The organism is Sphingobium sp. JAI105 (assembly GCF_015752145.1).
Classification (GTDB): Bacteria; Pseudomonadota; Alphaproteobacteria; order Sphingomonadales; family Sphingomonadaceae; genus Sphingobium; species Sphingobium xenophagum.
In genome coordinates this window covers 1,870,796-1,897,584 of sequence record NZ_JADOUC010000001.1, presented here as the reverse complement: position 1 = coordinate 1,897,584, position 26,789 = coordinate 1,870,796, and the positions used below count along the sequence as shown (strand labels likewise).

Below are 26,789 nucleotides of genomic sequence, written 5' to 3'. Positions count from 1 at the left end.
CTTTTACCCCGCTTTCCCGACCACGCTTTCCGGCAGATCCTTGCCGAACACGCGCTGATAATATTCGGCCACCAGCGCCCGTTCCGCCTCATCGCACTTGTTGAGGAAGGACAGGCGGAAGGCGAAGCCGACATTTTTGAAGATCAGCGCATTCTGCGCCCAGCTGATCACGGTGCGCGGCGACATGACGGTCGAAATATCGCCGTTGATGAAGCCCTGCCGCGTCAGTTCGGCGACCTTGATCATATTTTCGACTTCCTTGCGGCCGCCCTCATGATCATATTCGCCGGACTTGGCCAGCACCACCTGCGCCTCGGTCGCGGCGGGCAGATAGTTGAGCGCCACCACCAGATTCCATCGGTCCATCTGGCCCTGGTTGATCTGCTGCGTGCCATGATACAGGCCGGTCGTATCGCCCAGACCGACGGTATTGGCGGTCGCGAACAGGCGGAAATAGGGGTTGGGGCGGATCACCCGATTCTGGTCGAGCAGCGTCATCTTGCCGTCGGTTTCCAGCACGCGCTGAATGACGAACATCACGTCGGGGCGACCGGCATCATATTCGTCGAACACCAGCGCGACCGGCCGCTGCAACGACCAGGGGAGCAGGCCTTCCTTGAATTCGGTGACCTGCTGGCCATCCTTCAGGACGATGGCGTCACGCCCGACCAGATCGATACGGCTGATATGCGCGTCCAGGTTGATGCGGATGCACGGCCATTTCAGGCGCGCAGCGACCTGCTCGATATGGCTCGACTTGCCGGTGCCATGATAGCCCTGCACCATGACGCGCCGGTTGAACGCAAAGCCCGCCAGGATCGCCAGCGTGGTGTCCGGGTCGAACACATAGGCGGGATCAAGGTCAGGCACCCGCTCGTCGGCTTCGCTGAAAGCAGGGATCTGCATGTCGATGTCGATGCCGAACACATCGCGGGCGTCCACGAACCGGTCGGGGGCATCCATCAGCGTTTCGGCGCGCGTATCGGGCTGAACGTTGGAAATATCAGTCATCGGGTCTTCATCTTCCTGCGAGTCACGCCTGCCGTAGCCGATCCATCAACGGCGTGTCGATAGAGTGGGGGCAAGGGCGCGTCGGATCAAGCGGCCCATTGGGCCAGATTGGCCTCCTGCCCGATCAGCGCCAGCCGGTGCGCGATAGATGTCAGTTCGCCCCCGGTCGCGATCCGCTCCGCCCCGAAGCGCGCGTCGAATATGCCGCGGATCGCCGGAATCAGCGACGATCCGCCGGTCAGGAACACCCGGTCGATGGCGTGCGGCGCCACCCCGGCGGTCGCCAGCGCCTTGTCCACGCATCCCTCGATCCGGGCGATGTCGGGCGCGATCCAGCGCTCGAAATCGGCGCGGCTCACCTGCGTCTCGATCTCCAGCCCGCCACCGGCAAAGCGGAAATCCGCTTTGTCCTGTGTCGACAGCGCCCGCTTCAGGCTGCCCACCGCGTCATAGAGCGGATAGCCCAGTTCCTTTTCGATCACCGTCATCATCCGCCCGATCGCGGCGGGATCGTCAGCCGATTTCTGCAACCGCGTCAGCTCGTCCATCGTCCGCCGGTTGCGCATCAGCGCAAGGCGCGACCAGTCGGCAAAGTCGGCGAAATAGCTGCGCGGTATCTCCAGCGTCTTGCCGAACGACTGGTAACTGCCGCCCTTGCCCAGCATCGGCAGCACCAGATGGTCCATGATCCGATAGTCGAAACGGTCGCCTGCAATGCCGATGCCTGCCGATCCCAGCGGGGTCGCCCGCCGCGCCGCGCCCGCCGTCTGGTTGGGCGCTTCCACCCGCACGATCGAAAAATCGCTGGTGCCGCCGCCAAAGTCCGCGACCAGGATCGTCGCAGCCTGGGTCAGGCGGCTGGCATAGCTGAAGGCCGCGCCCAGCGGCTCATAGACATAATGAATGTCCATGCCGAAATCGGCGAACATCGCGTCATAGCGTTTGCGCGCCAGCGCCTCGTCAGGCCGCGACCCGGCATAGGTCACGGGCCGCCCGACGACGATCCGCTCCGGCCTTTGGTCCAATGCCCCGCCCGCATGGCCAACCATATGCGTCAGGAACATCGCCCCCAGTTCCTCGAAGCGGTAGCGCTTTTCGAATATGTTGGCGCTCTCGAAAATCGGGCTGGCGGCGACCGACTTGAACGACTGGAGGAAGCGGCTGTCTTCGGGATATTCCATATATTCCGCGATCGCCCACGGCCCGGCCTCATGTGCCAGGCCGCCCTTGACGCCTTCCTCATGCCAGAAGCAGAGCGCGGAACGGAACACCGCCCCGGTCGCCTGGCTACCGGCAAATTCGACCAGATCGGATTGCTGGCCGTTGGCAATCGCCACGACGCTGTTGGTCGTGCCGAAATCCAGGCCCAGCGCGCGCGGCACATCCTGCATGCTTTTGTCTCCGGGGAAGGGGGGCCGCGCCCTATGGCATCGCCATCGCATCGGGACAAGGCTGTCCTACACGCGACTATGCTGCCATGCTCTGCCACGGCTCTTTCCGATCGTTAATCGCAACACACGAAACGTAATTAAATTACGTAATCATGCATGAAAATGTCGAATTTGCCGGGAAATATGCGAAGTTAAGCTATCCGTGTTCCCGCGCAGGCGGGAACCCAGTCCCGCTGTCTGAACTGGGTTCCTGCCTGCGCGGGAACAGTTTTGACCATCACGGAAACTTCAGGCGAAAACCGCTGCCTTCTTCAAATGGCCATAGGCCTCGATCACCGCCTGCAACGCGCGTTCGTGGCTGCGGTCGCCGCCATTATGATCGGGGTGATAGCGGCGCAGCAGTGCGGTGTAGCGCATCCGCAAAGCCTTGCGATCCGCGTCAATGTCCAGTTCCATGACGCGCAGCGCCTTGCGGTCCTCGGTCGACAGAAACTGGCCGTCCTGCCGCATCTGCGCATCGGCCCGCGCCTTGGCCACCCGTTCCTTGAACTTCGCGCCGATGGCGTCGAGCGGGTCGGAGAAGTCGGACCATTTGGGCGGCGGGCTGTGGGCGTTGGACGAAAAGGCGCGCGTCTCCCGCTCCCACCCGGCAAAGGGGCGCTGGGCGGCGGCGATTTCCTCCGGCGACATGCCGGTGAAGAAATTATAGCCCTGATTGAATTCGCGCACATGGTCCAGGCACAGCCAGCGCCAGCGCGGCCCTTCATCGCCGGGACGGGCGCTGCCCTCCAGCGGCGGCGCGCGGAACTCGCCCGGTTCGGGGCAGCCACTCACCCAGCAGGGGCGGTCGCCCTCCACCCGGCCATGGAAGCGGTTGAAGCGGCGGGTCGAGAAAGGGTCGGTCGACAAAGTTGTCCTGATGCAAGTCGCGGCAAAGCGACTATATAGGCGGCATGACCCAGATTCTGAAAGGCCCAGTGGCCACCGAAATCGAAACGCGGCTGCAAAATGCCCTGGCGCCGCAACAGCTCGCCGTGATCGACGACAGCGAAAAGCATCGGGGCCATGCGGGGCATGACGGCTCTGGCGAAAGCCATTTCACCGTAGACATCGTGTCGGATCGCTTCACCGGCCAGAGCCGCGTCGCCCGCCAGCGCATGGTCAACGCAGCGCTCGCCGACCTGCTGCGCGACAAGGTCCACGCCCTTGCGATCAAGGCCCGCGCACCCGGAGAAGCCTGATGACCCTCGATGATCTCGTCATCCAGACGATCACGCCCACCACCCATGATCTGGGCGATTTCAAGGTCCACCGTTCGCTCCCTGCCAAGGGGCGTACGATGGTCGGCCCGTTCATCTTCTTCGATCAGGCCGGGCCAGCCAAGATCGGCGCGGGGCAGGGGATTGATGTCCGCCCCCATCCGCACATCAACCTCGCCACCGTGACCTATATGTATGAAGGCGCTTTCTTCCACCGCGATTCGCTGGGCACGGAACAGATTGTCGAGGCGGGCGCGGTCAATCTGATGACGGCGGGCAAGGGCATCGTTCATAGTGAGCGTTCCCCCGACGAAGAACGCGCCAAGCTCTCCAAACTGTCCGCCATCCAGACCTGGCTCGCCTTGCCCGACCGCCAAGAGGAAATGGACCCCGCGTTCGAGCATGTCGGCGAAGGCGGCCTGCCGGTGATCGAGGCGCATGGGGTGCGCGCCCGCGTCATCATGGGGTCGCTCTGGGGCGAACGCTCACCCGTCACCACCTATGCCGACACCATCTATGCCGACATCCAGCTGTCGCCCGGCGGCCGCGTACCGATCGACCCGTCAGCCGACGAGCGCGCCATCTATGTGTCGGGCGGTGATGCCGCGCTCGACGGGATGATGCTCGCGCCCCAGACGCTCTACGTCCTGCGCCCCGGCACCAGCGCCACGCTGATGAGCGTCGATGGCGGCCGGGTCGTCCTGTGCGGCGGCGAAGCCTTCAAAACGCCGCGCCATGTCTGGTGGAACTTCGTGTCCTCCCGCCAGGACCGGCTGATGCAGGCGCGCGAGGATTGGGACGCCCTCCGCTTCCCGCTGATCCCCGGCGACGATCAGGAGTTCATTCCCATCCCGCAGGGCCGACCCAAGACGGTCAGCTATCCGTAATTCCTCCCCATTTCGGGGAGGGGAATTGCATATGACTTTTCGTTATCCCACGACGTCATCCTGAATTTATTTCAGGATCCATCATGCCCCAAAAGCCGTGGCTGGAGACGCGAAATGGATGCTGAAACAAGTTCAGCATGACGATGAAGGAGGGGTGGGGGAGGCTGGACGCGCCCTTGCCTACTGCACGAAGGCCAGCGACAGATTCTCGGCATTTTTGGGGATGTCGATCCGGCTTTCGTTGATCGACGCTTCCTCGCCCGGCTTCAGGCGGTTCTTGTCCGCCTTCGTCGTCCAGCTGAACACCAGCCGGTTCTGCCGGTCGCGCAACTGCACCAGCACCGGCGGCACCGGCAGCGCCTGTGTCCCGCTGTTCACGATCCGCGCGCCAAAGGCGAAATATTCCTCGCCAGTCGGCAGCTTGCGCCGCTCTGCGGGTTTGGACAGGTAGAAGAGCAGGTCAGGATCGCCCTCTTCGGCGACCAGTCCCAGGCTGACCGCCCATCCGGGCGGGCCGAAATAATAAAAGGCGCCGCCCGCCGCCGCCACGACCAGGGCAAAGGCGATCGCGGCATAGGTCCATAGCTTGATCGGATTGCGGCGAGGCTTGAACGGCGGCGCGGGCGCGAACTGGCTGTCCTGTGCGGGATCGACCGGCGCACCGGCGTAAATGTCGTCAATACGGTTGTCCGCAGGCGCAGCGATCGGCGGCGCGACGGGGGGCGCGTCCTCCGGCACGACGGTTTCAGCCGGGGGGGCTTCCGGTGCGGGGGCAGGTACGGGTTCAGGCGCGGGCGCGGCGACTGCTTCGACCGGCTCTGCGACCGGCGGCGGCGGAGCGGGAGGCTGGACCGGCGGCGGAGCAGGCACCTCGTCCGGCCCGCTTTCGCGCGGTGGCAGGGCGGCAGGCTGCTGGAACCAGCTATGCTTGCACGCGGCGCAGCGGACCTGGCGGCCGGCCGGACCGACGGCGCTGTCCGGCACGACATAGCGCGTCGCGCAATTGGGGCACACCAGTATCATGTCGCTTCATAGGCATGGCATGGACTCGCGCGCAAGCGGTCAACTTATGTTGACGTCATTCCGTCGCGACTCGCGGTCGGATGCGGGCCGGGCTTTACGGCTGCCCGCCCACTGTGCCATGGCTGTCACTCCGGGGAAGCAGGGAGCGCGCGAGCGCCATATTTCAAGACATGTCGGCCATCGTCCAGTTCGAGAATGTCGGTCTGCGCTATGGTCTGGACAGCGAGACCCTGTCCGACGTCAGCTTCACGCTGGCAGGCGGTGGCTTTTATTTCCTGACCGGCGCGTCGGGCGCGGGCAAGACATCGCTGCTCAAATTGCTCTATCTGGCCCAGCGTCCCAGTCGCGGCGTCATACGCCTGTTCGGCGAGGATGTGGTGACCCTGCCGCGCAAGCGCCTGCCCGGTTTCCGCCGTCGTATCGGGGTGGTGTTTCAGGACTTTCGCCTGGTCCCGCATCTGTCCGCCTATGACAATATCGCCCTGCCGCTTCGCGTCGCGGGCATGGAGGAGGGGGAGGTTGACGCCCCCGTCACTGAAATGCTCGGCTGGGTGGGGCTTGGCGATCGCGGGCAGGCGCGGCCCGCGACCCTGTCGGGCGGGGAGCAGCAGCGTGTCGCCATCGCCCGTGCGGTCATCGGGCGACCCGAAATATTGGTGGCGGACGAACCGACCGGCAACGTCGACGCGGACATGGCCCGCCGCCTCATGACCCTGTTCGAAGCGCTCAATCGCCTGGGCACTACCATCGTCGTCGCCACCCACGATCTGCCGCTGATCGCGCAGGTATCGGGCGCGCAGATGATGCGGCTGGACAAGGGGCGGCTGGCTGACCCGACCGGATCGCTACGCTATCCGCCGCGCCCGCAGGGCGGCGAGTGATGGCGTCGCGCACCGACCGCCGCGCCGCCGCCGCTGCGCGGCATCGCCTGTTGCCGGGCGGGCGGGTCGCGGGGCCGATGCTGTGGATCATCGCGATCATGATGTTCCTGACCGTGCTGGCCGCCGCCGCTGGCCTTGGCCTGGGCGCTGCCGTTCGCTCCATGAGCGCGGACCTGGCCGGACGCGCCAGCGTGCAGGTGGTCGAGGCGAACCCGCAACTGCGCGACCAACTGGCGGCGCGAGCGCTGGCTGCGTTGCGCGGCGCGGACGGGGTGCAGGCTGCCGCGCTCGTCGATCCCGCGCTGCTCGCCGATCAGGTCCGCCCCTGGCTGGGCGAGGAGGCGACGAGCGGCGACCTGCCGCTGCCCGCGCTGATCGACGTGACGCTGACGCCGGGCGATGCCGATGCGAAGGTCGCGCGCTTGCGCCGCCTGCTGGGGGGATTGTCGCCCGCCCTGCGGATCGAGCCGCATGCCGCCTTCCTGCTGCCGCTTGCCGGCTTGCTCTCCGCCCTGGGCTGGCTGGCTGCCGGTGTCGTGCTGCTGATGGCGCTGGCGACGGGCGCGGTCGTGGTGCTGGCGGCGCGAGGCGCGCATGACAGCCATCGCGGCACGATAGAGGTGCTGCACCTGATGGGAGCCACCGACGTCCAGATCGCCCGTCTGTTTCAGCGCCGCATTGGCCTCGACGCGATGCTGGGCAGCGCGCTGGGCTTTGCTTTCGCCGCGTTCGTCATCCTGCTGATCGGCCTGCGGCTGGGTGCGACCGGGTCGGAACTGCTGGGCGCGGTGCGCCTCCCGCCTGCCAGTTGGGCGGTACTTGGGCTGCTGCCGATAGCAGGCGTTCTGCTGGCGACGCTGGCAGCGCGCTGGACGGTGTTGCGCGCCTTGGGGCGGGCGCTGTGATCGTCCGGCTGTTCGCCGTCTCGATACTGGGCTGGATGCTGGGCTTTGCGTGGTTCGCGATCTTCCTGCCCCAGCCGCTCGACGGTCGGCAGACCGACGCGATCGTCGTGCTGACCGGCGGCGCGGGGCGGATCGACCGGGGCATCGCTTTGCTGGAGGGCGGCGCGGCCAAGCGGATGCTGATTTCCGGCGTCGACCGGTCGGTCCGTCCGGTCGAACTGGCGGCGCAATATCAGGCGCCCGAAACATTGTTCGCCTGCTGCATCACATTGGGCCGCGAAGCGATCGATACACGATCCAACGCCATCGAAACCGCCCGCTGGCTGGAACGGCGCGATTACAAGACAGTGCGGCTGATCACGACGGACTGGCATATGCGCCGCGCCGCGCTGGAATTGCGGCAGGCGCTGCCCGGCCGGGTCGCGATCGTCTATGACGCGGTGCCCAGCCGCCCCAGCCTGACGATGCTGGCGCGGGAATATAATAAATATCTGCTGCGCCGCGCCGCTGCACTTCTTGGCATTTGATGGCATAGCGCCCCGATGATCACCTTGCTGCGCTCCACCCTCTTTTCCCTCATTTTCTATCCGGGCAGCTTGCTGCTGGTGCTGGTCGCCCTGATCGTCGGCCAGTTTTCGCCGCCCGCGCTGCGATGGGTGTCGACCCTGTGGGGCTGGTTCCACCGCTATTGCGCCCGCTGGCTGCTGGGGCAGAAGGTGGTGATAGAGGGTGACCTGCCGCTTGGTCCCTATCTCTATATCGTCAAGCATGAATCGATGTTCGAGACGATCGACATGCTGTGCGTGTTCGACCGGCCGGTCATCGCCGCCAAGCGGGAACTGTTCGATATTCCGCTGTGGGGAACCATTGCCGATCGTTATGGCCTGATCCCGATCGAGCGCACCGCCGGGGCGAGCGCGATGCGGACGTTGCGGACCCAGGCCAAGGCGGCGAACGCCGCCGGAAGGGCGGTCTGCATCTTTCCCGAAGGCACCCGCGTTCCCCATGGCGAAGCGCCGCCATTACGGGCTGGCTTTGCCGGATTATATACGCTGCTGGGGCTGCCGGTGGTGCCAATTGCGCTCAACAGCGGGCTGGTGTCGCCCAAGGGCAGCTTCCTCAAGAAAGCGGGCGTCATCACCTATAAGGTCGGTGAGGTCGTGCCCGCCGGGCTGGACCGGCGGGAGGCCGAAGCGCGGGTCCATGCCGCGATCAACGCGCTGAACCCGCCCTCGGCCCTAGTGGATTGATTTTGACATTTGCATCCCCTAGCGGCTGGGATGGGTCTGCAAATGTCAGAATCGGATCACTGGCCTAATGCGCCCGGCCGAAATCGGGCTTGGCGTCGTCCTGACCCTGTTCGATGATCGACCGGCGGATGGCGCGGGTATGGGTGAACAGGTTGAACAGCGTGTCGCCGTCATTCCAGCGGATCGCCCGTTGCAGCGCTGACAGATCCTCCGAAAAGCGCTGGAGCATTTCCAGCACCGCGTCCTTGTTGGCCAGAAACACGTCGCGCCACATCGTCGGGTCGGACGCCGCGATGCGGGTGAAGTCGCGAAAGCCACCGGCGGAATATTTGATGACTTCCGATTGCGTCACATTTTCCAGATCGCTGGCCGTGCCGACGATGGTGTAGGCGATAAGATGCGGCAAATGGCTGGTCACCGCCAGCACCAGATCATGATGCGCCGGGTCCATCGTCTCGACGTCCGCGCCGACCCGCCGCCACAGTTCGGCGACGCGCTCGACCGCCATGGGGTCAGCGTCAGCGGGCGGGGTGACGATGCACCAGCGCCCCTTGAACAGGGTGGCGAAACCGGCTTCCGGTCCGCTATTTTCGGTGCCTGCGACGGGATGCGCCGGAATGATCGTCCGCCCCGGCAGGGCGGCGACCAACTGCGCCAGCACGTCCGCCTTGCACGATCCCACATCGCTTATGATCGCGTCGGCGGGCAGATCGTCGGCCAGCTCCGCCGCCGCCGCGCCCATGGCGCGGACCGGCACGCACAGCACCACCAGATCCGCGTCGGTGACCGAAGCCCCCGGCGTGTCGGTGATGTCGTCGCACAGGTCTATCCGCCGTGCGGTTTCGCGCACCGCCGGATCGGCATCATGGCCAGTGACGCGCGCCGTGGGCATCTCCGCCCGGATGGCGCGGGCAAGCGAAGAGCCGATCAGGCCAAGGCCGATGATGGTGATCCGGGCGAAAGGCAGCATCGCGTCAGGCCGATTCCGCCATGGCGCGCAACGTGTCGGCCACGACGCGGACCTGCGCTTCGGTGCCGATGGTGATGCGCAGGCCGTTGGGCAGATCCTGGCCCGGCAGCCAGCGGGTGGCGTAACCTGCCTCCCACAATCCCTTCATCGCGGCCTCGGCGGTCAGCTTGCCATCGAACAGGATCAGCAGGAAATTGGTCTTGCTGGGCACCACGCGCAGGCCGTGATTGGACAGCGCGCCGATTTCGCCGGTCAGCCATTCGCGCCAGCGCGCATTATGGGCGCGGCTCGATTCGATCCAGGCACTGTCGTTGATCGCGGCGATGGCGGCAGCCTGGCCCGCGGTCGTGACATTGAACGGCGCGCGGATGCGATGGAGAATCTCGATCACCTCCGCACTGGCATAGCCCCAGCCGATCCGTTCGGCCGCCAGCCCGTGAATTTTGGAGAAGGTGCGGGTGACGAAAATATTGCCGGCGGTCCTGGCCAGTTCCAGGCCCCCATCATCCTCGCCTTCATCCAGATATTCGGCATAGGCCTGATCCAGCACGAACAAAATGTCGGGGCGCAGGCCCGCATGCAGCCGGGCGATCTCTTCCCGGCTGGTCATCGTGCCCGTCGGGTTGTTGGGGTTGGCCAGGAACACGACCTTCGTCTTCTCGGTCACGGCTGCCAGCAGCGCGTCGACGTCGGTGGCGTAATCCTTGTCCGGCGCGATCACCGGGGTCGCCCCGACCCGGCGGGCGGCGATGTCATAGACTGCAAAGCCATAGCGCACATACAGCACTTCATCGCCCGGCCCGGCATAGGCGCTGGCGGCGATGTGGAGCAGTTCGTCCGACCCGGTGCCATAGATGATCCGCGCCGGGTCCAGCCCATGCACCGCGCCGATCGCTTCACGCAGCTTCGTCGCGCTCGGATCGGGATAGGTGGCAAGATCGGCGGTGGCCGCCACCAGCGCAGCGCGCGCGGCGTCGCCCGTCCCCAGCGGATTTTCATTGGCCGACAGTTTGATCAGCGGGCGGCCATCATCGGCCGCCGCCTTGCCCGGCACATAGGGCGAAATGCCAAGAATCCAGTCCTTGGGCGATGGCTTTGTCAGGGTGTTTGCAAGTGTCTCTGTCATGGCGACGGGCTTTAGCGGCTTCCGCGCCAAAGGCAAAGCGCCCGTCCAGATTGACAGCGCTCCGCCGTGGTCCTAGCCCGGCGCGACCATGGCCAGCCTTTCAATGACAGATGATAGTCGTTTCGGCCTGCGCCGACAGGTTCGGCTTGCCGGGCCATTGTCGCTGGACAGCGGCGCGGCGCTGGGGCCGGTCGACATCGCCTATGAAACCTATGGCACGCTGAACCCGGATCGATCCAATGCGATCCTGATCTGCCATGCGCTGACTGGCGACCAATATGTCGCGTCCGACCATCCCGTGACGGGCAAGCCCGGCTGGTGGTGGCGGCTGGTGGGAGAGGGGAAGCCGGTCGATCCGGCACGCCATTTCATCATCTGCGCCAATGTCGTCGGCAGTTGCATGGGGTCGAGCGGCCCGGCCAGCCTGGACGTGGCGACCGGCCTGCCCTTCGCCATGCGCTTTCCCGTGCTGACCATTGCCGACATGGTGCGGGCGCAGGCGATGCTGCTCGACCATCTGGGCGTCGACCGGCTCTACGCCGTGATCGGCGGGTCGATGGGCGGCATGCAGGCGCTGACCTGGCCGACCTTGTTCGCCGACCGGGTGGAACGCTGCATCGTCATCGCCTCGACCGCGCGGCACAGCGCGCAGAATATCGCCTTTCATGAAGTCGGGCGGCAGGCGATCATGGCCGATCCCAACTGGCGCGGGGGCGATTATTATGCCGACGGGCAGGTGCCGAGCGCGGGTCTGGCCGTTGCGCGGATGGCGGCGCATATTACCTACCTGTCCGAAGCGGGGCTGACCGAGAAATTCGGACGGCGCCTCCAGGGCCGCGATGCCAAGACCTTCGGCTTCGATGCGGATTTTCAGGTGGAAAGCTATTTGCGCCATCAGGGGCTGAGCTTTGTCGAGCGGTTCGACGCCAACTCCTATCTCTACATCACCCGCGCCATGGACTATTACGACATTGCAGAGGATCATGGCGGGTCGCTGGCCATGGCCTTCACAGCCAGCAAGGCGCGTTTCTGCCTTGTCAGTTTCGATACCGACTGGCTCTATCCCACGGCGGAATCGCGGATCATCGTCCATGCGCTGAATGCGGGCGGGGCGCAGGCCAGTTTCGTCGAACTGTCCAGCCCGTTCGGGCATGACGCCTTCCTGCTGGAATGTCCCGAACTCAACCGGGTGGTCGATGGCTTCCTGAAAGGCGGCCGGGCGTGAGCGATCAGTTGCGCCCCGATCTGGCGCTGATCGCGCGCACCGTGCGGCAGGGCGCGCGGGTGCTGGACGTCGGCTGTGGCGACGGCGCGCTGATGGCGGCGCTGCGCGACAATGCCGGGGTCGACGCGCGCGGGCTGGAGCTTGACGGGTCGAACGTCGCCGATGCGGTCGGGCGCGGCCTGTCGGTGGTGCAGGGGGATGCCGACACGGACCTGCGCTATTATCCCGACGCCAGTTTCGACTATGCGATATTGAGCCAGACGCTCCAGACGACCCGGCGGCCCGATCTGGTGGTGGAGGAATTGCTGCGGATCGCCGCCCAGGCCTTCGTATCCTTCCCCAATTTCGCCCATTGGCGCGGGCGGATTTCGCTGCTGTGGGGCGGGCGGATGCCGGTGACGCGGCTATTGCCCGACACATGGTATGACACGCTCAATATCCATCATGTGACCGTGGACGATTTCCGCGCGCTGGTGAAGGATCGCGGCTGGACCATCGACGGGCAATGGTTTCTGAAGGGCGACAGGGAAACCACCCACGCCAACGCCAATCTGTTTGCCGAACATGCGGTGTTTCTGCTGCGGAAATAGGCCGGGTCAGATATTGCCCTGTTCCTCGATCGGCACATCGTCCTGGGGCCGGTAATAGAGGCTGGCGCAAAGCTGCGTCTCGCATCCCCCTTCCAGCACAAGATCGTCGCGCCACGCGTCGCGCACGAAATCCATCGTGTCGAGATGGCGGTCCTCGAAATACATGCGATGCACATCGTCCCGGCCCGCGCCGTAAACGATCCGGCCAACTTTCGCCCAGATCGACGCCATGGTGCACATGCCGCATGGCTGGAGCGTGGAATAAAGCGTGGCCCCGCGCAGGTCCATGTCGCCATGGACCGGACCGGCGGCACGGATCGCCATGATCTCCGCATGCGCGGTGGCGTCCTTATGCTCCTCCGTCTGGTTGACCTGTTCCGCCAGGACGCGGCCGTCGATCACGATGATCGCGGCGATCGGCGTGTCGGCAGGGGTACTGCCCTTGCTGCGTGCCAAGGCAATGGCGCGCTGCATCCACTGGCGGTCGGTCGGTGTAATCATGGCGGCAATGCTCCGGTGGGTGAACCGCCACAAAGCGCCAGCGCCGGTTTTGCTCCGCTTATTGCGGGCGGCCAATGCCCTTTTCGATCAGCGCATTGGCGATGGCGGCAATCTCGTCCGCCGGGCGGCTGTCGTCCCAGACGCCGTAGCGCAGCCCCAGAAAGACATTCATGCCCATGATCGCCCAGGCATGCACCTCCTCCACGTCCGGGCGCACGTCGCCGCGCTCTGCTGCCCTGGCCAGGCGCGTCGCCATGCGGGCCGCGGTATTTTCATAATGGGCGCGGTAGGCGGCGGCATCGACAAATTCCGATTCGTCGATGATGCGATAGAGTTCCTTGTGCGACCGGGCGAACTCCAGAAAGCTGAGCAGCCCGATTCGTTCGGCGTCGATGCCGTCGCGCGCCTGCGCGATCCGGGGTGACACATAGTCGCGCACCTGCCCCGACATATCGGCCACCAGCGCGCGGAAAATATCGTCCTTGCTGTCGAAATAGGTGTAGAAACTGCCCAGCGCACAGCCCGCGCGGCGGGTGATTCCGCTGATTGATCCTTCGTGGAATCCCTTTTCGCCAAATTCCTGCGCGGCGGCGGCCAGCAGGCCGCGGCGGGTGCGTTCCCCGCGCGCCGTGCGGGGCGTCTTGTCGTCCCTGCCTGGCCCCTGGTCGGTCATAGTCTCTCCCCGTCGCTGTGTTCTTTTTAGCGCAATCTGGTCGCATCGATAGCCTGCTCCATATTTGAAGTTGAAAGCTGGTTCAACTTTCATTATCGAATCGGTCAAGACACATGGCGACCCGCCAAACGGGCGCATCATTCAGGAGAGGTTCCGCTCATGAAGGCTCATCACAGCATCCGCGCTCTCGCCCTTGCCTCCGCCGCCTGGACCGGGGCGCTGGCCCTGCCCGCGGTCGCGCAGGACGCGCCGCAAGCCGCCGTCGACGACAGCGAAGGCGCGATCGTCGTCACCGCCCGCCGCCGCGAGGAAACGCTGGTCAGCGTGCCGATCGCGGTCAGCGCCTTTTCCGGGGAGAAGCTGGAAAGCCAGGGCGCGATCGACATTACCGATCTCGCCAACTTCACGCCCAACACCACGCTGGAAGCATCGCGCGGCACCAATTCGACGCTGACCGCCTTCATCCGCGGCGTGGGTCAGCAGGATCCCGTGTCCGGTTTTGAACAGGGCGTCGGCATCTATCTGGACGATGTTTACCTGAACCGGCCGCAGGGCGCGATCCTCGACATTTATGATGTCGATCGGATCGAGGTGCTGCGTGGGCCGCAGGGGACGCTCTATGGCCGCAACACGATCGGCGGCGCGGTCAAATATGTGACCAAGATGCTGCCGCAGGACTTCGCGCTCAAGATCAAGGGCAGCTACGGCACCTATGATCAGGCCGATGGCATCATCAGCGTGTCGGCCCCGGTCGGTGACATGATCCGGGTCGGCGGCGCACTCGCCCGCCTGTCGCGCGGCGGCTTTGGCAAGAATCTGACCACCGGCGAAGATAATTACAACAAGGATGTCTGGGCCGCGCGCGGCACGTTCGAAATGGGCGGCTATGGCCAGCCGGTGCTGATGCGGATTACCGGCGATTATACCAAGGATAACAGCAATGCGCGCGGCGGCCACCGCCTGATTCCCGGCCAGCTGTCGGGCGCGCCGGTGCTGGACGACGTGTTCGACACGCGCGGCGGCCTTGCCGACCCCAAGCAATATGTGAAGTCCTACGGGCTATCGATGAACATCACGGCTGAACTGTCGGACGCGGTGACGCTGCGGTCGATCAGCGCGTGGCGCAAGGATGACAGCGCATCGCCGATCGATTTCGACGCGCTGCCCGCCGTCGATGTCGACGTACCGGCCTTCTACTTCAACGAGCAGCTGAGCCAGGAATTCCAGCTTCTTTATGACAGCGGCCCGCTGCATGGCATGCTTGGCTTCTATTATCTGGATGCCAAGGCCGATACCGCGTTCGACGTGCGGCTGTTCACGACCGTTGCTGGCCTGACCGCCTTTACCCAGGCCGATGTCGACACGGAAACCTATGCCGTGTTCGGCGACTTCACCTTCGACATTTCGCAGCAGCTGAGCATTTCGGCGGGCGGTCGCTATACCTGGGACAAGCGCCGCGCGGACATTTTGCGGCAGAATTATCTGGGTGGCGGATCGCCCGTCTTCGGCGGCGCAGGCGTGGCATTCGGCGCGCCCAGCACCGATTTCAACGGTCAGCGCGAATATAAGAAGTTCACGCCCCGTGTTTCGATCAGCTATAAGCCGACGCCCGATCACAATATCTATGCCAGCTATGCGCAGGGCTTCAAGGGCGGCGGCTTCGATCCGCGCGGGGTGGGCACCAATGCGCCCGACCTCAACGGCAACGGCATTCGCGAAGATAGCGAGATCGCGTCCTTCCTGAGCTTCCGTCCCGAAAGCGTCAAAAGCTATGAAGTGGGCTATAAGGGCAACTTCATGAACGGCGCGCTCTATGTCGCGGTCGCGGGCTTCTATGCCGACTATAACGACGTGCAGATCCCCGGCTCGGTCGCCTGCACCGTCAGCGTGGGCGGCGTGCCGACGCCGTCCTTCTGCGGTGTCGTGTCCAATGCGGGCAAGGCGCGGTTCAAGGGGCTGGAATTTGAAAGCAACGCCCGGCTGGCGCAGGATTTCCTGACGGGCGGCGACCGTTTGAGCCTGTCCACGGCGGTCGGCTATATCGACGCCGAATATCGCGAATATGTGACCAATATCGGCGGGGTGCCGACCGATGTGGCCGCGTTCCGCAAGGTGCAGAATACCCCCAAATGGACCGCCAGCGGCACGCTCGGCTACACCACGCCGGTCGGCGACGGCAGCCTCTATGCGGGCAGCACCCTTTCATGGCGCAGCAAGACCTATCAGTTTGAAATCCCCAACCCCTATATCGACCAGAAGGGCTATGCCCTGTGGGACGCCAGCATCGTTTACACCGCGCCGGACGACCGCTGGACACTGGGGCTGCATGGCAAGAACCTGCTGGACAAGGAATATAAGACGTCGGGCTATACCTTCGTCGCGGCCAATGCGACGACCGGCGCAATCATTAACAATGCCGCTGGCTTCCCGACCCCTTCATTGGGCCGCGAAGGCACGCTGACCGCGTTCTACGGCAATCCGCGGCAGGTGTTCGTGACCGGAACGGTGAAGTTCTAGGTTCGGTATTCCCGCGCGGGCACGAATCCGGTTCCAGGGGCGGGACTGGTTTCCCGCCTGCGCGGGAACACGCTTTTGCTGTGCGGCAAGGGGCGTAAGGAGCATATATGACAGACCGAACGGTTCCCTCCGCCTCTCCCCCCGTTTCCCCCGCCTATCGCGGTGTCGTGCTGGCGATGCTGCTGCTCGTCTACACCTTCAACTTCCTCGACCGGCAGATTCTGGGCATCCTCGCCGGGCCGATCAAGGCGGAACTGGGCCTCACCGACGGGCAATTGGGCGCGCTGGGCGGGATCGCCTTTGCGCTGCTCTATTCGACGCTGGCGATTCCCCTGGCATTGCTGGCCGACCGGACCAGCCGGACCTGGGTGATCACCGTCAGCCTTGCGGTATGGAGCGGCTTTACCGCGCTGTGCGGCATGGCGGGCAGCTTCTGGCAGATGTTCGCTTTTCGCGTCGGCGTGGGCGTGGGGGAGGCAGGCGGCGTCGCGCCATCCTATGCCGTGATCTCCGACTATTTCCCGACGCACCAGCGCGCGCGCGCGCTGTCCATCTATTCGCTGGGCATCCCCCTGGGATCGGCGGGCGGCGTGCTGCTGGGCGGTTATATCGCGCAGGCGGTCGAGTGGCGCACCGCCTTCATCGCGGTCGGCGTGGCTGGCTTGCTGATCGCGCCCCTGTTCCGGCTGGTGGTGCGCGAACCAGCACGCCCGGTACTGGCGAACAATGCCGTGCCGGTCAGCGCCGTATTCGGCATATTGGCGGCCAAGCGCGGCTTCTGGCTGCTGGCGCTGGGCGCGGCGTGCAGTTCGATGTGCGGCTATGGCGTCGCCTTCTGGCTGCCCAGCCTGCTGATGCGCAGCTTTGGCCTGGACCTGTTGGGCGCGGGCCAGTTTCTGGGGGCGCTGCTGCTGATCGGCGGCGTGGCGGGCGTGTTGCTGGGCGGCTGGCTGGGCGATGCGATGGGTAACAGGGACAAGGCCTATTATGCCTGGGTACCCGCGATCAGCTATGTCGTGGGAATGCCCCTGTTCGTGGTCGGCGTGCTGTCCGACAATGTGGGCTTTGCCTTTGCGCTGTTCCTGATCCCGCAGGCCTTGGTCTATGTCTGGCTCGGCCCGGTGCTGACCGCCGTTCAGCATCTCGTCCCCGCCCATATGCGCGCCAGCGCCGCGGCGAGTTTCCTGCTGATCAACAATCTGGTCGGGCTGGGGCTGGGATCGTGGAGCGTAGGGGCTTTGTCGGACGCGCTGACGCCCGCTTATGGCGTGGAGGCGCTGCGCTATGCCATCGTCGCGGCGCTGGGCTTCTATCTATTGGCCGGTCTGTTCATGGCATTGGCGGGCCGGGCGCTGCGCAAGGATTGGGTCAGCGCCTAGCCACCGGGGGGATTACCGCTCCTTGGTCGCGCTGAACTTCAGCTTGGGGTGGCGTTCCTGCTGATAGCCGATGTCCCATGCGCTGCGGGCCATGAATACCAGCGCGCCATCGCGGTCCTTGGCCATGTTGGCCGCGTTGAAGCCGACGAAATCCTTGATCGCACCCTCATCGCCACTGATCCAGCGGGCCGTATCGAAGGGTGAAGGCTCCAGCGCGGCGGCGACCTTATATTCCGCGTCCAGTCGGGAAATCAGCACTTCCAGCTGCAATTGCCCCACCACGCCGACGACCCAATTGCTGCCGATTTCCGGGTAGAATACCTGGATCACGCCCTCTTCGGACAGGTCATCGAGCGCCTTGCGCAGCTGCTTGGTCTTGGTCGGGTCTTTCAATTGGACCCGGCGCAATATTTCCGGCGCGAAATTGGGCAGGCCGGTAAAGCGCAGGCCGGGCTTTTCGCTCAGCGTATCGCCCACGCGCAGCGCGCCATGGTTGGGAATGCCGATAATGTCGCCGGGATAGGCCTCATCCGCCAGTTCGCGGTCCTGCGCGAAGAAGAGGATCGGCGAATGGACCGCCAGCGCCTTGCCCGACCCGCTGGGCGTCAGCTTCATGCCGCGCCGGAACTTGCCCGACACCAGCCGCATGAAGGCGATGCGGTCGCGGTGCATCGGGTCCATATTGGCCTGCACCTTGAAGATGAAGCCGGTGACTTCGCTGCCCTCCGGCTCGACGGCGGCGGGCTCTGCGGGCTGCGCGCGCGGCGGCGGGGCGTGGGCCGCCAGCGCGTCGATCAACTCGGTAACGCCGAACAATTTGAGCGCGGAGCCGAAATAAACCGGCGTCAGGTCTCCCTGACGATAGCGGGCAAGGTCGAATTCGGCATAGCCGCCCTGCGACAATTCGGCCTCCTCGCGCAATTTCTCCAGCCCGTCGGGCGACAGGAAATCGGCGAGTTTCGGATCGTCCAGCCCGGTAAACTGGTGCCGGGTGCCGTCAAATTCGCGGCTTGGCCCGCTGGGCTGCATCAGCCGGTTTGTGGCGAAGTCATATATGCCCTCAAACTCGCCACCCATGCCCACCGGCCAGCTCATCGGGCATACGTCCAGCTGCAACTGGTCCGCCACCTCGTCGAGCAGACCGAACGTCTCGCGGCCCTCGCGGTCCACCTTGTTGACGAAGGTGATGATGGGCAGGTTGCGCAGGCGGCACACCTCGAACAGCTTGCGCGTCTGCGGCTCGATACCCTTGGCCGCGTCGATCACCATCACGGCGGAATCGACGGCGGTCAGGGTGCGGTAGGTGTCCTCGCTGAAATCTTCGTGACCCGGCGTATCGAGCAGGTTGAACGTGATCGTCTCGCCATCGCGCGTCCGCTCGAACGTCATGACCGAGGAGGTGACGGAAATGCCGCGCTGCTGCTCGATCTTCATCCAGTCCGACCGCGCACGCCGGTTCGCGCCGCGTGCCTTGACCTCACCGGCCAGGTGGATCGCGCCACCCTCCAGCAGCAGCTTCTCGGTCAGCGTGGTCTTGCCGGCGTCAGGATGGGAAATGATCGCGAAGGTGCGGCGGGATGGAATGGTCATGATGATTTTCTGGGTCGGGAGTAATAAAGCCGTTCGCCCTGAGCGAAGTCGAAGGGCCATGCCGAGCGGAGGCGAGGCACTTCGGCTTCACTCAGTGGAGGGCTTCGACTTCGCTCAGGGCGAACGGAATCTAGGTTGCGCCGTTACACGTCCACAAGGCTGACGTCCATGCGGAAGGCGCGGCTCTCGCCCGGTGGCAGCGCGATGATGCCCTGCTTTGCCCACACATCGCCTTCGAACCCGACCAGATCGGCCATCCCCGCCCAGGGTTCGACGCACAAATAATGGGCGCCCGGCTTCTGCCATAGGCCCAGCCATGGCGTATCGGGAAAGTCGATCTTCAGGCGCGGCTGGCCCGGCACGCCCCAGAGCAAGGAGCGGCTGGCGAGATCATCCCAGATCAGCGCATCCCCTTCGAACATGGCATGGCTGGGGACCAGCGTGTCGCCATCGACCGGGGACGCCACGGCTTCCCGCGCGATCAGGCCGGGTTCCGCGCCCACCTTGCGGATCGGCGCGGGTTCGGGCTTTTCAAAGAGGATGCGGTGATCCTCCAGCGCGCCGCCATAGGGCAGGGGCCAGGCGAAGGCGGGGTGATAGCCGAAGGAAAAGGGCATGACAGCCTCCCCCCGGTTGGTCACGGTCGCGGTCATGCACAGGCGCGCGCCTTCGATCGCGAAACCCATGTCGAGCCGGAAGGCGAAGGGATAGACAAGCAGGCTCGCCGCATCCGCTTCCAGCCGGAAGGTCGCGGCGCTGTCGCTGCGTTCGACCAGCGCGAAAGTGCTGCGGCGGGCAAAGCCGTGCTGGGGCATGGCATAATCGCGCCCGTCCAGCCGATAGGCATCGCCGCGCGACCGCCCGACAAAGGGGAAGAGCAAGGGGGCATGGCCCGTCCACCAGCGCGGGTCGGCGTCGGTCATCAACTCGCGCCCCTGCGCATCGCGCAGCGACCAGAGTTCAGCGCCCTGGGCGGATATGGTGGCGCCAAGCTGGTCCGAAGCGATGCCGACCGGTGCGTCTGTCACGTCCTGCTGTCCTCCTGTTGAAGCGGGCCTGCCTTAACGCCGATGCCGTCGCCTGTCTCGCCCCGACGCGCGCTCGTTTCGCAAGGGAACCGAAAGATTGCATCGCTGGTTTTGTCCGGCGGGAGACATGATGATGAAACTATACGCAATGGCCGCGCTACTATTCTGGTCGACATCGGCGCTGGCGCAGGAAGCGGAAAAGCCAAAGGATGAGACGTTCAAGAAGGCGGGCAATATCGCCAGCCAGCCGGTCCGCGACATTGGCCTGGACAAGGACGAAATACCGCCGGTGCTGGTGAAGGCAGTGGAAAATCCCTATGCGCCTCCTCCATCGCGCAGCTGCAAGGGGCTGAAAGCATCGCTGGGTGAACTGAACGCGGTGCTGGGCGAGGATTTCACCGTCGGCGCCAAGGCCAACGAGAATCGCGCGGGCAAGATTGCCGAGGCGGTCGGCAAGACGATCGTCAATTCGCTCATCCCGTTCCGCGGGCTGGTGCGGGAAATCAGCGGCGCCGCGCCGCAGGAACGGCGTTTGCAGGCGGCGATCACGGCGGGGATCGCCAGGCGCGGCTATCTGCGGGGCATGGCGACGAGCAAGGGCTGCAAGATCACAAGCTGAGCATATTCCTCGCCATAACCCCGTGGGGGTATGCGGGCATCCCACCGGCTGCATAGAGACAATGGAAGGTGGTCTGACTGCCTGCCGATGGCTGGATCATTTGCGACCCATGGTCTGGTCATCGGCCCTTGGTTCGCAAGGGTCAGGCCGGTGCGGCAACCGCAATGCGCTCTTCGCGCATTTCGACAGACGCTCGTCAGTCACGTCCCGCCTTCGCTTCACCACGCTTTCATGCTAGGTCGCCGTCCATATAGTGGCGAGACCCATGATGAACGACCTGACCCAGACCCCTGAAATGCTGATCGCGACGATGGGCGCGCGCGCGCGTCGCGCGGCGCACATCCTCGCGCAGGCGAGCGACGAGCAAAAGGCCGATGCGCTGCGCCGCGCGGCACAGGCGTTGCGGGACCAGGCACCGGCGATCATCGCCGCCAATGCGCGCGACATGGACAATGCCGCCGCCAATGGCCTGTCGCCCGCCATGCTCGACCGGCTGAAGCTGGACGCGGGCCGGGTCGCCGCCACCGCCGACGGCGTGGAACAGGTCGCGGGCCTGCCCAATCCGCTGGGCAGCGTGATCGACAGGAGCGTGCGCCCCAACGGGCTGGAACTCAGCCGCGTGCGCGTGCCGCTGGGCGTGATCGGCATCATCTATGAAAGCCGCCCCAATGTGACGGCGGATGCCGCGGCGCTCTGCCTGCGCGCGGGCAATGCCGTCATCCTGCGCGGCGGCAGCGAAGCCAAGGAAAGCAACCGCGCGATCCTGAGCGCGATGGCGGAGGGGATCGTGGCCGCTGGCCTGCCCGCCGATGTCGTGCAACTCATTCCCACGACCGACCGCGCCGTCGTGGGCGCGCTGCTGCGCGCCAGCGAATTTATCGACCTGATCGTGCCGCGCGGGGGCAAGAGCCTGGTCGCACGGGTGCAGGAAGAAGCGCGGGTGCCGGTGCTGGCCCATCTGGACGGCATCAACCACAGCTATGTCGATGGCGCGGCCAACCCCGCGATGGCGCGGCAGCTGGTCGTGAATGCCAAGATGCGCCGGACGGGCGTGTGCGGCGCGACCGAAACGGTGCTGATCGACCGCGCCTATGGCGACGCGCCTGCGCTGGTGAAGGCGCTGCTAGACGCCAGATGCGAAGTGCGCGGCGACGAAGCGGTGCAGGCGATGGACGCGCGCGTCATCGCGGCGAGCGAGCAGGATTGGGACACCGAATATCTCGAAGCGATCGTGTCGATCCGGCTGGTCGATGGCGTCGACGGCGCGATCGACCATATCGCCGCCCATGCCAGCCACCATACCGACGCGATCATCACCGAAGATGCCGAAACTGCGGCGCGCTTCCTGAACGCGGTCGACAGCGCGATCGTGATGTGGAACGCCTCCACCCAATTTGCCGATGGCGGCGAATTCGGGCTGGGCGCGGAAATCGGCATCTCCACCGGCCGCCTCCACGCCCGCGGCCCGGTCGCGCTGGAGGGACTGACGACCTATAAATGGATCGTGCGCGGAACGGGACAGGTTCGTCCGTAAAGGGTGGGAAGTGGACTGACGGCTCTAGAGAACCTATGCGTTCAAGCTGACGAAGTTAGCTAGCGAGATCGTACGATGGCGTTAACGAGGCACCTGTTTTTGGCATTACCATTGTTGTTGACCGTGGAGGGCGGAGCATATGCTGCCCATGCATCGATTGCTGTAAAGCGGGCCATTACGCATTGCTCAGGCGGCGTCCAAGATGTTGACCTGCCCGGTGGCGAAATTGAACTTGCTAATCGCGACTTCACCAAACCATCCCCCAAACAGCAGTTGCGGTTGCGGAGTTTTCTCGGTGCCAGAAGCTACCGCCCATTAACGCCGGAGCTCAATAAAATGCTTGGCGTAACCTCCAATTCAGGACGGAAGTGGAGCGCTGTCGAAGTAACTGCAAAATATGGCAAAGAAGCAAACGAAGCGGAACGCACATTCTACAGCCCACACGCTTTGGGCGCGTCGTTCTTTCCTGCTACGAAAAAGTTAGCCGTTGGTGTTGCTTTGCCATTCGTTCCAGACTCGCACTTTTTCTCATTCATCGTGTTGATCGACATGCCGAAAGACACAAAGCGGGTGACAGTCGATTGCACCACTTTTAGATAGTGGCTTACGGAGAGATAATCAGCCAATTTGAATGGCTGTAAGTGGTCGTTCATTGCCACCCCTCTTTCGTCATGCCGGGCTTGACCCGGCATCCCGCTTTTCTTCGCGCAGATAGCGGGGGGCCACAGAAGCCTGTCCTGCGCCCGCCCAAGGGTCCGGGGCAACGGTGAGGCTTACCCCTTCACCACCGCATCGATCGCCTTGAGCTTCGCCAGCATCGGCGCGACCCAATCGAGGGGGAGCATGACCGGGCCGTCGGACGGCGCATTGTCCGGGTCTTGATGCGCTTCGGCGAAGATCGCGGCGACGCCCGCCGCCACCGCGCTGCGCGCCAGCACCGGCGCGAACTCGCGCTGGCCGCCCGATGCCGAACCCAGGCCACCGGGCTGCTGGACCGAATGGGTGGCGTCGAATATCACCGGATAGCCGGTCTCACCCATCACCGGCAGCGCGCGCATGTCGCTGACCAGCGTGTTGTAGCCGAAACTCGCGCCGCGTTCGGTCAGCAGGATGCGGTCATTGCCGGTCGAGGCGACCTTTTGCGCCACCGCCGCCATGTCCCATGGGGCCATGAACTGCCCCTTCTTGACGTTGATCACCGCGCCGGTGCGTCCGGCGGCGAGCAGCAGGTCGGTCTGGCGGCACAGGAACGCCGGGATCTGGAGGATGTCGACCGCCTGCGCAGCGGCCTCGACCTGTCCCGCATCATGCACGTCGGTCAGCACCGGGCAGCCCAATGTCGCCTTCACTTCCGCCAATATCCCCAGCCCCGCGTCGATGCCGACGCCGCGCTGGCCCGACACCGATGTCCGGTTCGCCTTGTCGAACGAGGATTTGAAGATGAACGGCACGCCCGCCTGCCCCGCGATCCGCGCCAGCGCATCGGCCATGAACAGCGCATGGTCGCGGCTTTCTATCTGGCAGGGGCCGGAAATGAGAACGAAGGGCAGGTCGTTGCCGATGGTGATCGGGCCGACCTTCACATGGTGGGGAACAGTCATGCCGGTCACTTGGGCGCTTTGGCAAAGCGCCGCAAGAGCTGGCCGCGCCACAGCCCCTTGCCCGGATGATAATTCCAGCAGAACCAGCCGAAGCACAGGCAGGCGATCAGCGAAGGCAGCGCCATCGGATCGCCATTGGCCTTCATATGGCGGTAAAAGGCCATGTCCGCGCGCCACCGGTCCCGCTCGCTGCCGCCCCCGTTGATGCCATAGACATTGTCATGCTTCCTACAGCCGATGTTTCGGTTGTATTTACGGTGGTCTATGAAATAGCAGTAGTCGCGTTCGGGTGTGCTCATGACCCGATTAGGGCCGGGGCAGTGCAAAAATTCAAGCGTAAAGTCTTTTATCTTGGCGGTTTTGATCCGCGCGGCGTGCGTTTTTACCACCAGCTCTATCGCGACCAGGCCGGTCGGTATGACCGGCTGACGGGCGAGGGCGTGACCGTGGGCGGACGTCGCGCCGGGCCTGCGGGATCAGTCGTCTCGACAATCTGGTCGGTCGACAATGGACAGGCCGGGGTCGAAACCGACTATGAATTTCTCCGCTGGGAGGATCTGGTCGGCAAGGTGTGGATTCGCAACCCGCTCACGCTCGCCTTCCGCTCCATCGCCACCTATGTCGGCCATGGCCGTTTCATGCAGTTCAAGCGGATGAAGGCGCTGCGGCCCGGTCCGGTGCTGACCATATGTTATCCGCCCTTTCTGGCGGTGATGATCCCGCTGCTGTTCGCGCTGCTCTCCGCTTTGCTGCTGTGGAGCGTGCTGCCATTCTGGGCGGCGGCGCTGGCGGGGATCGGCATCAGCGCCATGGCGTCGGGCAAATGGCTCAACAAGCTGGTCGTGCCATGGCTGCTGCGCTTTACCTATTATCACCACACGCTCGCCGCTGGCGGACCGGGCGACGCGCTGGACGCGCGGCTCGATGCCTTTGCCCGGCGCATGGCCGAGGAACTGGACGAACCGTGGGACGAGGTGCTGTTCCTCACCCATAGCGCGGGTACGATCCTGGGCATGTCGGTGATGCGGCGGCTGTTCGACCTGCGCGGTACGCGGCTGCCGGATCATTTCGCGATGGTGGGCATGGGGCAGGTGGTGCCGGTCGTGGCGTTGCGGACGGACGCCCGCTGGTATCATGCTGATTTGCGCGCGCTGGCGGACAAGCATTTCCGCTATGTGGATCTCAGCTTCCCGCCCGACGGCGCGGCCTATTTCAACGTCAATCCGCTGCTGCTGGAAAGCGACACGCATGCCGCGCGGGTCGACATGCTCTCGCCGCGCTTCCACCTGTTCTACGATCCTGAAAATTATCATGGTGGCTGGTCGAACAAATATGAGGCGCATTTCGACTATTTGCGGGTAGGCGATCGCCTGTCGCCGGTCGATTTCCTCAGCCTCACCGCGGGCCGCCGCACCCTGGACGACGCCATCGCCGCTTTCCGGACGATTCCATGACAGAACCGCTCTTCACCCCGCCTTTCCCCCAGCCCACGCGCAACAAGCGCACGATGCTGCGGCGCTTCTTCATCGGCTGGCACAGCTGGATTCATGTGCTGTTCGAAAAAAGCTATACGATGAAGATGGGCGAGGTGCGCGGGCGCGGGCAGCTCATGTATATCGCCAATGAACTGCCGCTGGTGGACCGTATCCTGAAGGGCGGGACCGAATTTCCCAAACATTCCGAACTGGTCAAGGGGCTGTCGCCGCTGATCGGCAACAGCGTCTTTTCCGCCAATGGCGTGGACTGGGAAAATCAGCGGGCGATGATCAATCCCGCCTTCGCCCATACCGCGATGAACAAGACGATGCCGCTGATGGTGGAGGCGGTCGCAGCCTTCCTGGCGCGGATCGACGGGATGGATCGCAGCAAGGCGATCAACATCGACGCGATGATGACCCATGTGGCCGCCGACATCATCTTTCGCACGCTCTTTTCCCAGACGCTCGATACCAGGCGCTCCTTCATCATCCATCAGGCGTTCGGGCGGTTCCAGCGCTATTCCCATTCCGCGTCCATGCTGGGCCTATACGGCTTCCCAAACCGCTGGTTCGAACGCTGGTCGGAACGGCCCGCCAACGCCATTCGCGGCGTGTTCGCGCCGATCGTGGCGGAACGGTTCAATGCCTTCCATGCCGGACAGCCCGCGCCGCACAAGGACATTCTCCAGTCGCTGATAGAGGCGCGGCATCCGCAGACGGGCGCGCATTTCACCTTGAAGGAGGTGATGGATCAGGTTGCGACCATCTTCCTGGCGGGCCATGAAACCTCCGCCAGCACCATGACCTGGGCGCTCTACCTCCTGTCGGAATGCGCCCATGTTCAGGAGCGCGCGCGGACCGAAGTGATGGCGGTGGCGGGCGACGCGCCACTGACCCCGGCGATGCTCAAGGACATGGGGGTGGTGCGCAACGTGTTCAGGGAAACGCTGCGCCTCTATCCCCCGCTCGCCTTCTTTCCGCGCGAAGTGCCCTGCCCGATGCAGATGCGCGACAAGAATCTCGTCCCCGGCGCGATGCTGGTCGTCGCCCCCTGGCTGACCCAGCGCAACAAGGATAACTGGGCCTGCCCGCACAGTTTCAATCCCGATCGGTTCGACGATCCGGCCAACGCCGACATGATCAAGCAGGCCTGGCTGCCCTTCAGCCGCGGCCCGCGCGTGTGCGTGGGGGCCGGCTTTGCCCAGCAGGAGGTGATGACCGTGATCGCCGACGTGCTGCGCCATTATCGTCTGTCGGTGCGGCCCGGCTACAAGCCCGAACCGATCAGCCGCCTGACCGTGCGCCCGCGCAAGGGGATGATGCTGATGTTCGAGAAGATCGGCGTTTGACC

The 26,789-nt window shown here is 64.6% G+C and carries 27 protein-coding genes; 15 read left to right on the top strand and 12 right to left on the bottom strand.

What is annotated here, in order from left to right:
• Nucleotides 1-3: 3 nt before the first annotated feature.
• The 3 genes from cobS to IWY39_RS09105 all read right to left on the bottom strand — a co-directional run bounded on the left by cobS (nucleotide 4) and on the right by IWY39_RS09105 (nucleotide 3,311).
• Nucleotides 4-1,011, bottom strand: a complete 1,008-nt coding sequence (gene cobS, locus IWY39_RS09115) for a cobaltochelatase subunit CobS (RefSeq protein WP_107125767.1) — start codon at nucleotides 1,009-1,011, stop codon at nucleotides 4-6.
• Nucleotides 1,012-1,097: 86 nt separating this feature from the next.
• A complete protein-coding gene (locus tag IWY39_RS09110) occupies nucleotides 1,098-2,402 on the bottom strand; it encodes an Hsp70 family protein (RefSeq protein ID WP_196871424.1) in 1,305 nt (434 codons plus the stop codon).
• Nucleotides 2,403-2,690: 288 nt separating this feature from the next.
• Nucleotides 2,691-3,311, bottom strand: coding sequence for a J domain-containing protein (locus tag IWY39_RS09105; protein ID WP_107125765.1), 621 nt, complete (start codon nucleotides 3,309-3,311; stop codon nucleotides 2,691-2,693).
• A 44-nt stretch (nucleotides 3,312-3,355) separates the two neighbouring features.
• Between IWY39_RS09105 and IWY39_RS09100 the strand changes: the two genes are divergently transcribed.
• Complete coding sequence (locus tag IWY39_RS09100) at nucleotides 3,356-3,643, top strand: BolA family protein (protein ID WP_019052180.1); 288 nt, start codon at nucleotides 3,356-3,358, stop codon at nucleotides 3,641-3,643.
• Nucleotides 3,643-4,548, top strand: coding sequence for a pirin family protein (locus IWY39_RS09095; protein ID WP_107125764.1), 906 nt, complete (start codon nucleotides 3,643-3,645; stop codon nucleotides 4,546-4,548). Before IWY39_RS09100 ends, IWY39_RS09095 begins: the two co-directional genes overlap by 1 nt.
• A gap of 180 nt (nucleotides 4,549-4,728) precedes the next feature.
• Here the strand turns inward: IWY39_RS09095 and IWY39_RS09090 are convergent, their stop codons facing one another.
• A complete protein-coding gene (locus tag IWY39_RS09090; RefSeq protein WP_107125763.1) occupies nucleotides 4,729-5,571 on the bottom strand; it encodes a zinc-ribbon domain-containing protein in 843 nt (280 codons plus the stop codon).
• Nucleotides 5,572-5,741: 170 nt separating this feature from the next.
• Between IWY39_RS09090 and ftsE the strand changes: the two genes are divergently transcribed.
• From ftsE to IWY39_RS09070, 4 genes are read left to right on the top strand one after another with little or no spacing between them, the layout of a single operon-like run.
• Nucleotides 5,742-6,452, top strand: coding sequence for a cell division ATP-binding protein FtsE (gene ftsE / locus IWY39_RS09085; RefSeq protein ID WP_017181173.1), 711 nt, complete (start codon nucleotides 5,742-5,744; stop codon nucleotides 6,450-6,452).
• On the top strand, nucleotides 6,452-7,357 hold the full coding sequence (locus IWY39_RS09080) for a cell division protein FtsX (protein ID WP_107125762.1): 906 nt from the start codon (nucleotides 6,452-6,454) through the stop codon (nucleotides 7,355-7,357). The genes ftsE and IWY39_RS09080 overlap by 1 nt, the downstream gene beginning before the upstream one ends.
• A complete protein-coding gene (locus tag IWY39_RS09075; protein WP_019052183.1) occupies nucleotides 7,354-7,884 on the top strand; it encodes a YdcF family protein in 531 nt (176 codons plus the stop codon). The genes IWY39_RS09080 and IWY39_RS09075 overlap by 4 nt, the downstream gene beginning before the upstream one ends.
• 15 nt (nucleotides 7,885-7,899) lie before the next feature.
• Nucleotides 7,900-8,607: a lysophospholipid acyltransferase family protein gene (locus IWY39_RS09070; RefSeq protein WP_107125761.1), complete on the top strand. Its 708-nt coding sequence runs from the start codon at nucleotides 7,900-7,902 to the stop codon at nucleotides 8,605-8,607.
• Between the two features lie 64 nt (nucleotides 8,608-8,671).
• On the opposite strand, the gene IWY39_RS09065 is transcribed toward IWY39_RS09070, so the two are convergent.
• Together IWY39_RS09065 and hisC are read right to left on the bottom strand one after the other, a co-directional pair.
• A complete protein-coding gene (locus IWY39_RS09065; RefSeq protein WP_107125760.1) occupies nucleotides 8,672-9,577 on the bottom strand; it encodes a prephenate/arogenate dehydrogenase family protein in 906 nt (301 codons plus the stop codon).
• A 4-nt stretch (nucleotides 9,578-9,581) separates the two neighbouring features.
• Nucleotides 9,582-10,703, bottom strand: a complete 1,122-nt coding sequence (gene hisC, locus IWY39_RS09060) for a histidinol-phosphate transaminase (RefSeq protein WP_107125759.1) — start codon at nucleotides 10,701-10,703, stop codon at nucleotides 9,582-9,584.
• Nucleotides 10,704-10,791: 88 nt separating this feature from the next.
• On the opposite strand from hisC, the gene metX reads away from it, so the two are divergent.
• Nucleotides 10,792-11,928 carry a homoserine O-acetyltransferase MetX gene (gene metX, locus IWY39_RS09055; RefSeq protein WP_026149520.1) on the top strand — a complete coding sequence of 379 codons (1,137 nt, stop codon included), beginning with the start codon at nucleotides 10,792-10,794 and terminating at the stop codon, nucleotides 11,926-11,928.
• Nucleotides 11,925-12,518 (top strand): methionine biosynthesis protein MetW, encoded by a 594-nt coding sequence (gene metW, locus IWY39_RS09050; RefSeq protein WP_017181166.1) that lies wholly within the window; start codon nucleotides 11,925-11,927, stop codon nucleotides 12,516-12,518. The genes metX and metW overlap by 4 nt, the downstream gene beginning before the upstream one ends.
• Before the next feature lie 6 nt (nucleotides 12,519-12,524).
• On the opposite strand, the gene IWY39_RS09045 is transcribed toward metW, so the two are convergent.
• Both IWY39_RS09045 and IWY39_RS09040 read right to left on the bottom strand, forming a co-directional pair.
• Nucleotides 12,525-13,019 (bottom strand): nucleoside deaminase, encoded by a 495-nt coding sequence (locus tag IWY39_RS09045; RefSeq protein WP_165418783.1) that lies wholly within the window; start codon nucleotides 13,017-13,019, stop codon nucleotides 12,525-12,527.
• Nucleotides 13,020-13,077: 58 nt separating this feature from the next.
• Entirely contained in the window at nucleotides 13,078-13,692 is a 615-nt protein-coding gene (locus IWY39_RS09040) for a TetR/AcrR family transcriptional regulator (RefSeq protein WP_107125757.1), read from the bottom strand.
• 159 nt (nucleotides 13,693-13,851) lie between these two features.
• Between IWY39_RS09040 and IWY39_RS09035 the strand changes: the two genes are divergently transcribed.
• Together IWY39_RS09035 and IWY39_RS09030 are read left to right on the top strand one after the other, a co-directional pair.
• On the top strand, nucleotides 13,852-16,209 hold the full coding sequence (locus IWY39_RS09035) for a TonB-dependent receptor (protein ID WP_107125756.1): 2,358 nt from the start codon (nucleotides 13,852-13,854) through the stop codon (nucleotides 16,207-16,209).
• 107 nt (nucleotides 16,210-16,316) lie between these two features.
• Nucleotides 16,317-17,588, top strand: coding sequence for a spinster family MFS transporter (locus IWY39_RS09030; RefSeq protein WP_107125755.1), 1,272 nt, complete (start codon nucleotides 16,317-16,319; stop codon nucleotides 17,586-17,588).
• Between the two features lie 12 nt (nucleotides 17,589-17,600).
• On the opposite strand, the gene IWY39_RS09025 is transcribed toward IWY39_RS09030, so the two are convergent.
• Together IWY39_RS09025 and IWY39_RS09020 are read right to left on the bottom strand one after the other, a co-directional pair.
• Complete coding sequence (locus IWY39_RS09025) at nucleotides 17,601-19,178, bottom strand: peptide chain release factor 3 (protein WP_017181161.1); 1,578 nt, start codon at nucleotides 19,176-19,178, stop codon at nucleotides 17,601-17,603.
• Between the two features lie 143 nt (nucleotides 19,179-19,321).
• Entirely contained in the window at nucleotides 19,322-20,206 is an 885-nt protein-coding gene (locus tag IWY39_RS09020; RefSeq protein ID WP_107125754.1) for an aldose 1-epimerase family protein, read from the bottom strand.
• A 133-nt stretch (nucleotides 20,207-20,339) separates the two neighbouring features.
• Here IWY39_RS09020 and IWY39_RS09015 point away from each other — a divergent pair, with 133 nt between their 5' ends.
• The 3 genes from IWY39_RS09015 (at nucleotide 20,340) to IWY39_RS09005 (ending at nucleotide 22,959) form a co-directional block, all read left to right on the top strand.
• Nucleotides 20,340-20,825 carry a hypothetical protein gene (locus tag IWY39_RS09015; protein WP_181316820.1) on the top strand — a complete coding sequence of 162 codons (486 nt, stop codon included), beginning with the start codon at nucleotides 20,340-20,342 and terminating at the stop codon, nucleotides 20,823-20,825.
• A gap of 268 nt (nucleotides 20,826-21,093) precedes the next feature.
• Nucleotides 21,094-22,359 carry a glutamate-5-semialdehyde dehydrogenase gene (locus tag IWY39_RS09010; protein WP_026149524.1) on the top strand — a complete coding sequence of 422 codons (1,266 nt, stop codon included), beginning with the start codon at nucleotides 21,094-21,096 and terminating at the stop codon, nucleotides 22,357-22,359.
• A gap of 117 nt (nucleotides 22,360-22,476) precedes the next feature.
• Nucleotides 22,477-22,959 carry a hypothetical protein gene (locus IWY39_RS09005; protein WP_145169823.1) on the top strand — a complete coding sequence of 161 codons (483 nt, stop codon included), beginning with the start codon at nucleotides 22,477-22,479 and terminating at the stop codon, nucleotides 22,957-22,959.
• Between the two features lie 173 nt (nucleotides 22,960-23,132).
• Here IWY39_RS09005 and kdsA read toward each other — a convergent pair whose 3' ends face one another.
• Nucleotides 23,133-23,960, bottom strand: coding sequence for a 3-deoxy-8-phosphooctulonate synthase (kdsA, locus tag IWY39_RS09000; protein WP_107125791.1), 828 nt, complete (start codon nucleotides 23,958-23,960; stop codon nucleotides 23,133-23,135).
• Between the two features lie 5 nt (nucleotides 23,961-23,965).
• Nucleotides 23,966-24,259: a hypothetical protein gene (locus IWY39_RS08995; RefSeq protein ID WP_017181156.1), complete on the bottom strand. Its 294-nt coding sequence runs from the start codon at nucleotides 24,257-24,259 to the stop codon at nucleotides 23,966-23,968.
• A 21-nt stretch (nucleotides 24,260-24,280) separates the two neighbouring features.
• Here IWY39_RS08995 and IWY39_RS08990 point away from each other — a divergent pair, with 21 nt between their 5' ends.
• Entirely contained in the window at nucleotides 24,281-25,414 is a 1,134-nt protein-coding gene (locus IWY39_RS08990; RefSeq protein ID WP_107125753.1) for a hypothetical protein, read from the top strand.
• Nucleotides 25,411-26,787, top strand: a complete 1,377-nt coding sequence (locus tag IWY39_RS08985) for a cytochrome P450 (protein WP_107125752.1) — start codon at nucleotides 25,411-25,413, stop codon at nucleotides 26,785-26,787. The genes IWY39_RS08990 and IWY39_RS08985 overlap by 4 nt, the downstream gene beginning before the upstream one ends.
• Nucleotides 26,788-26,789: the final 2 nt, after the last annotated feature.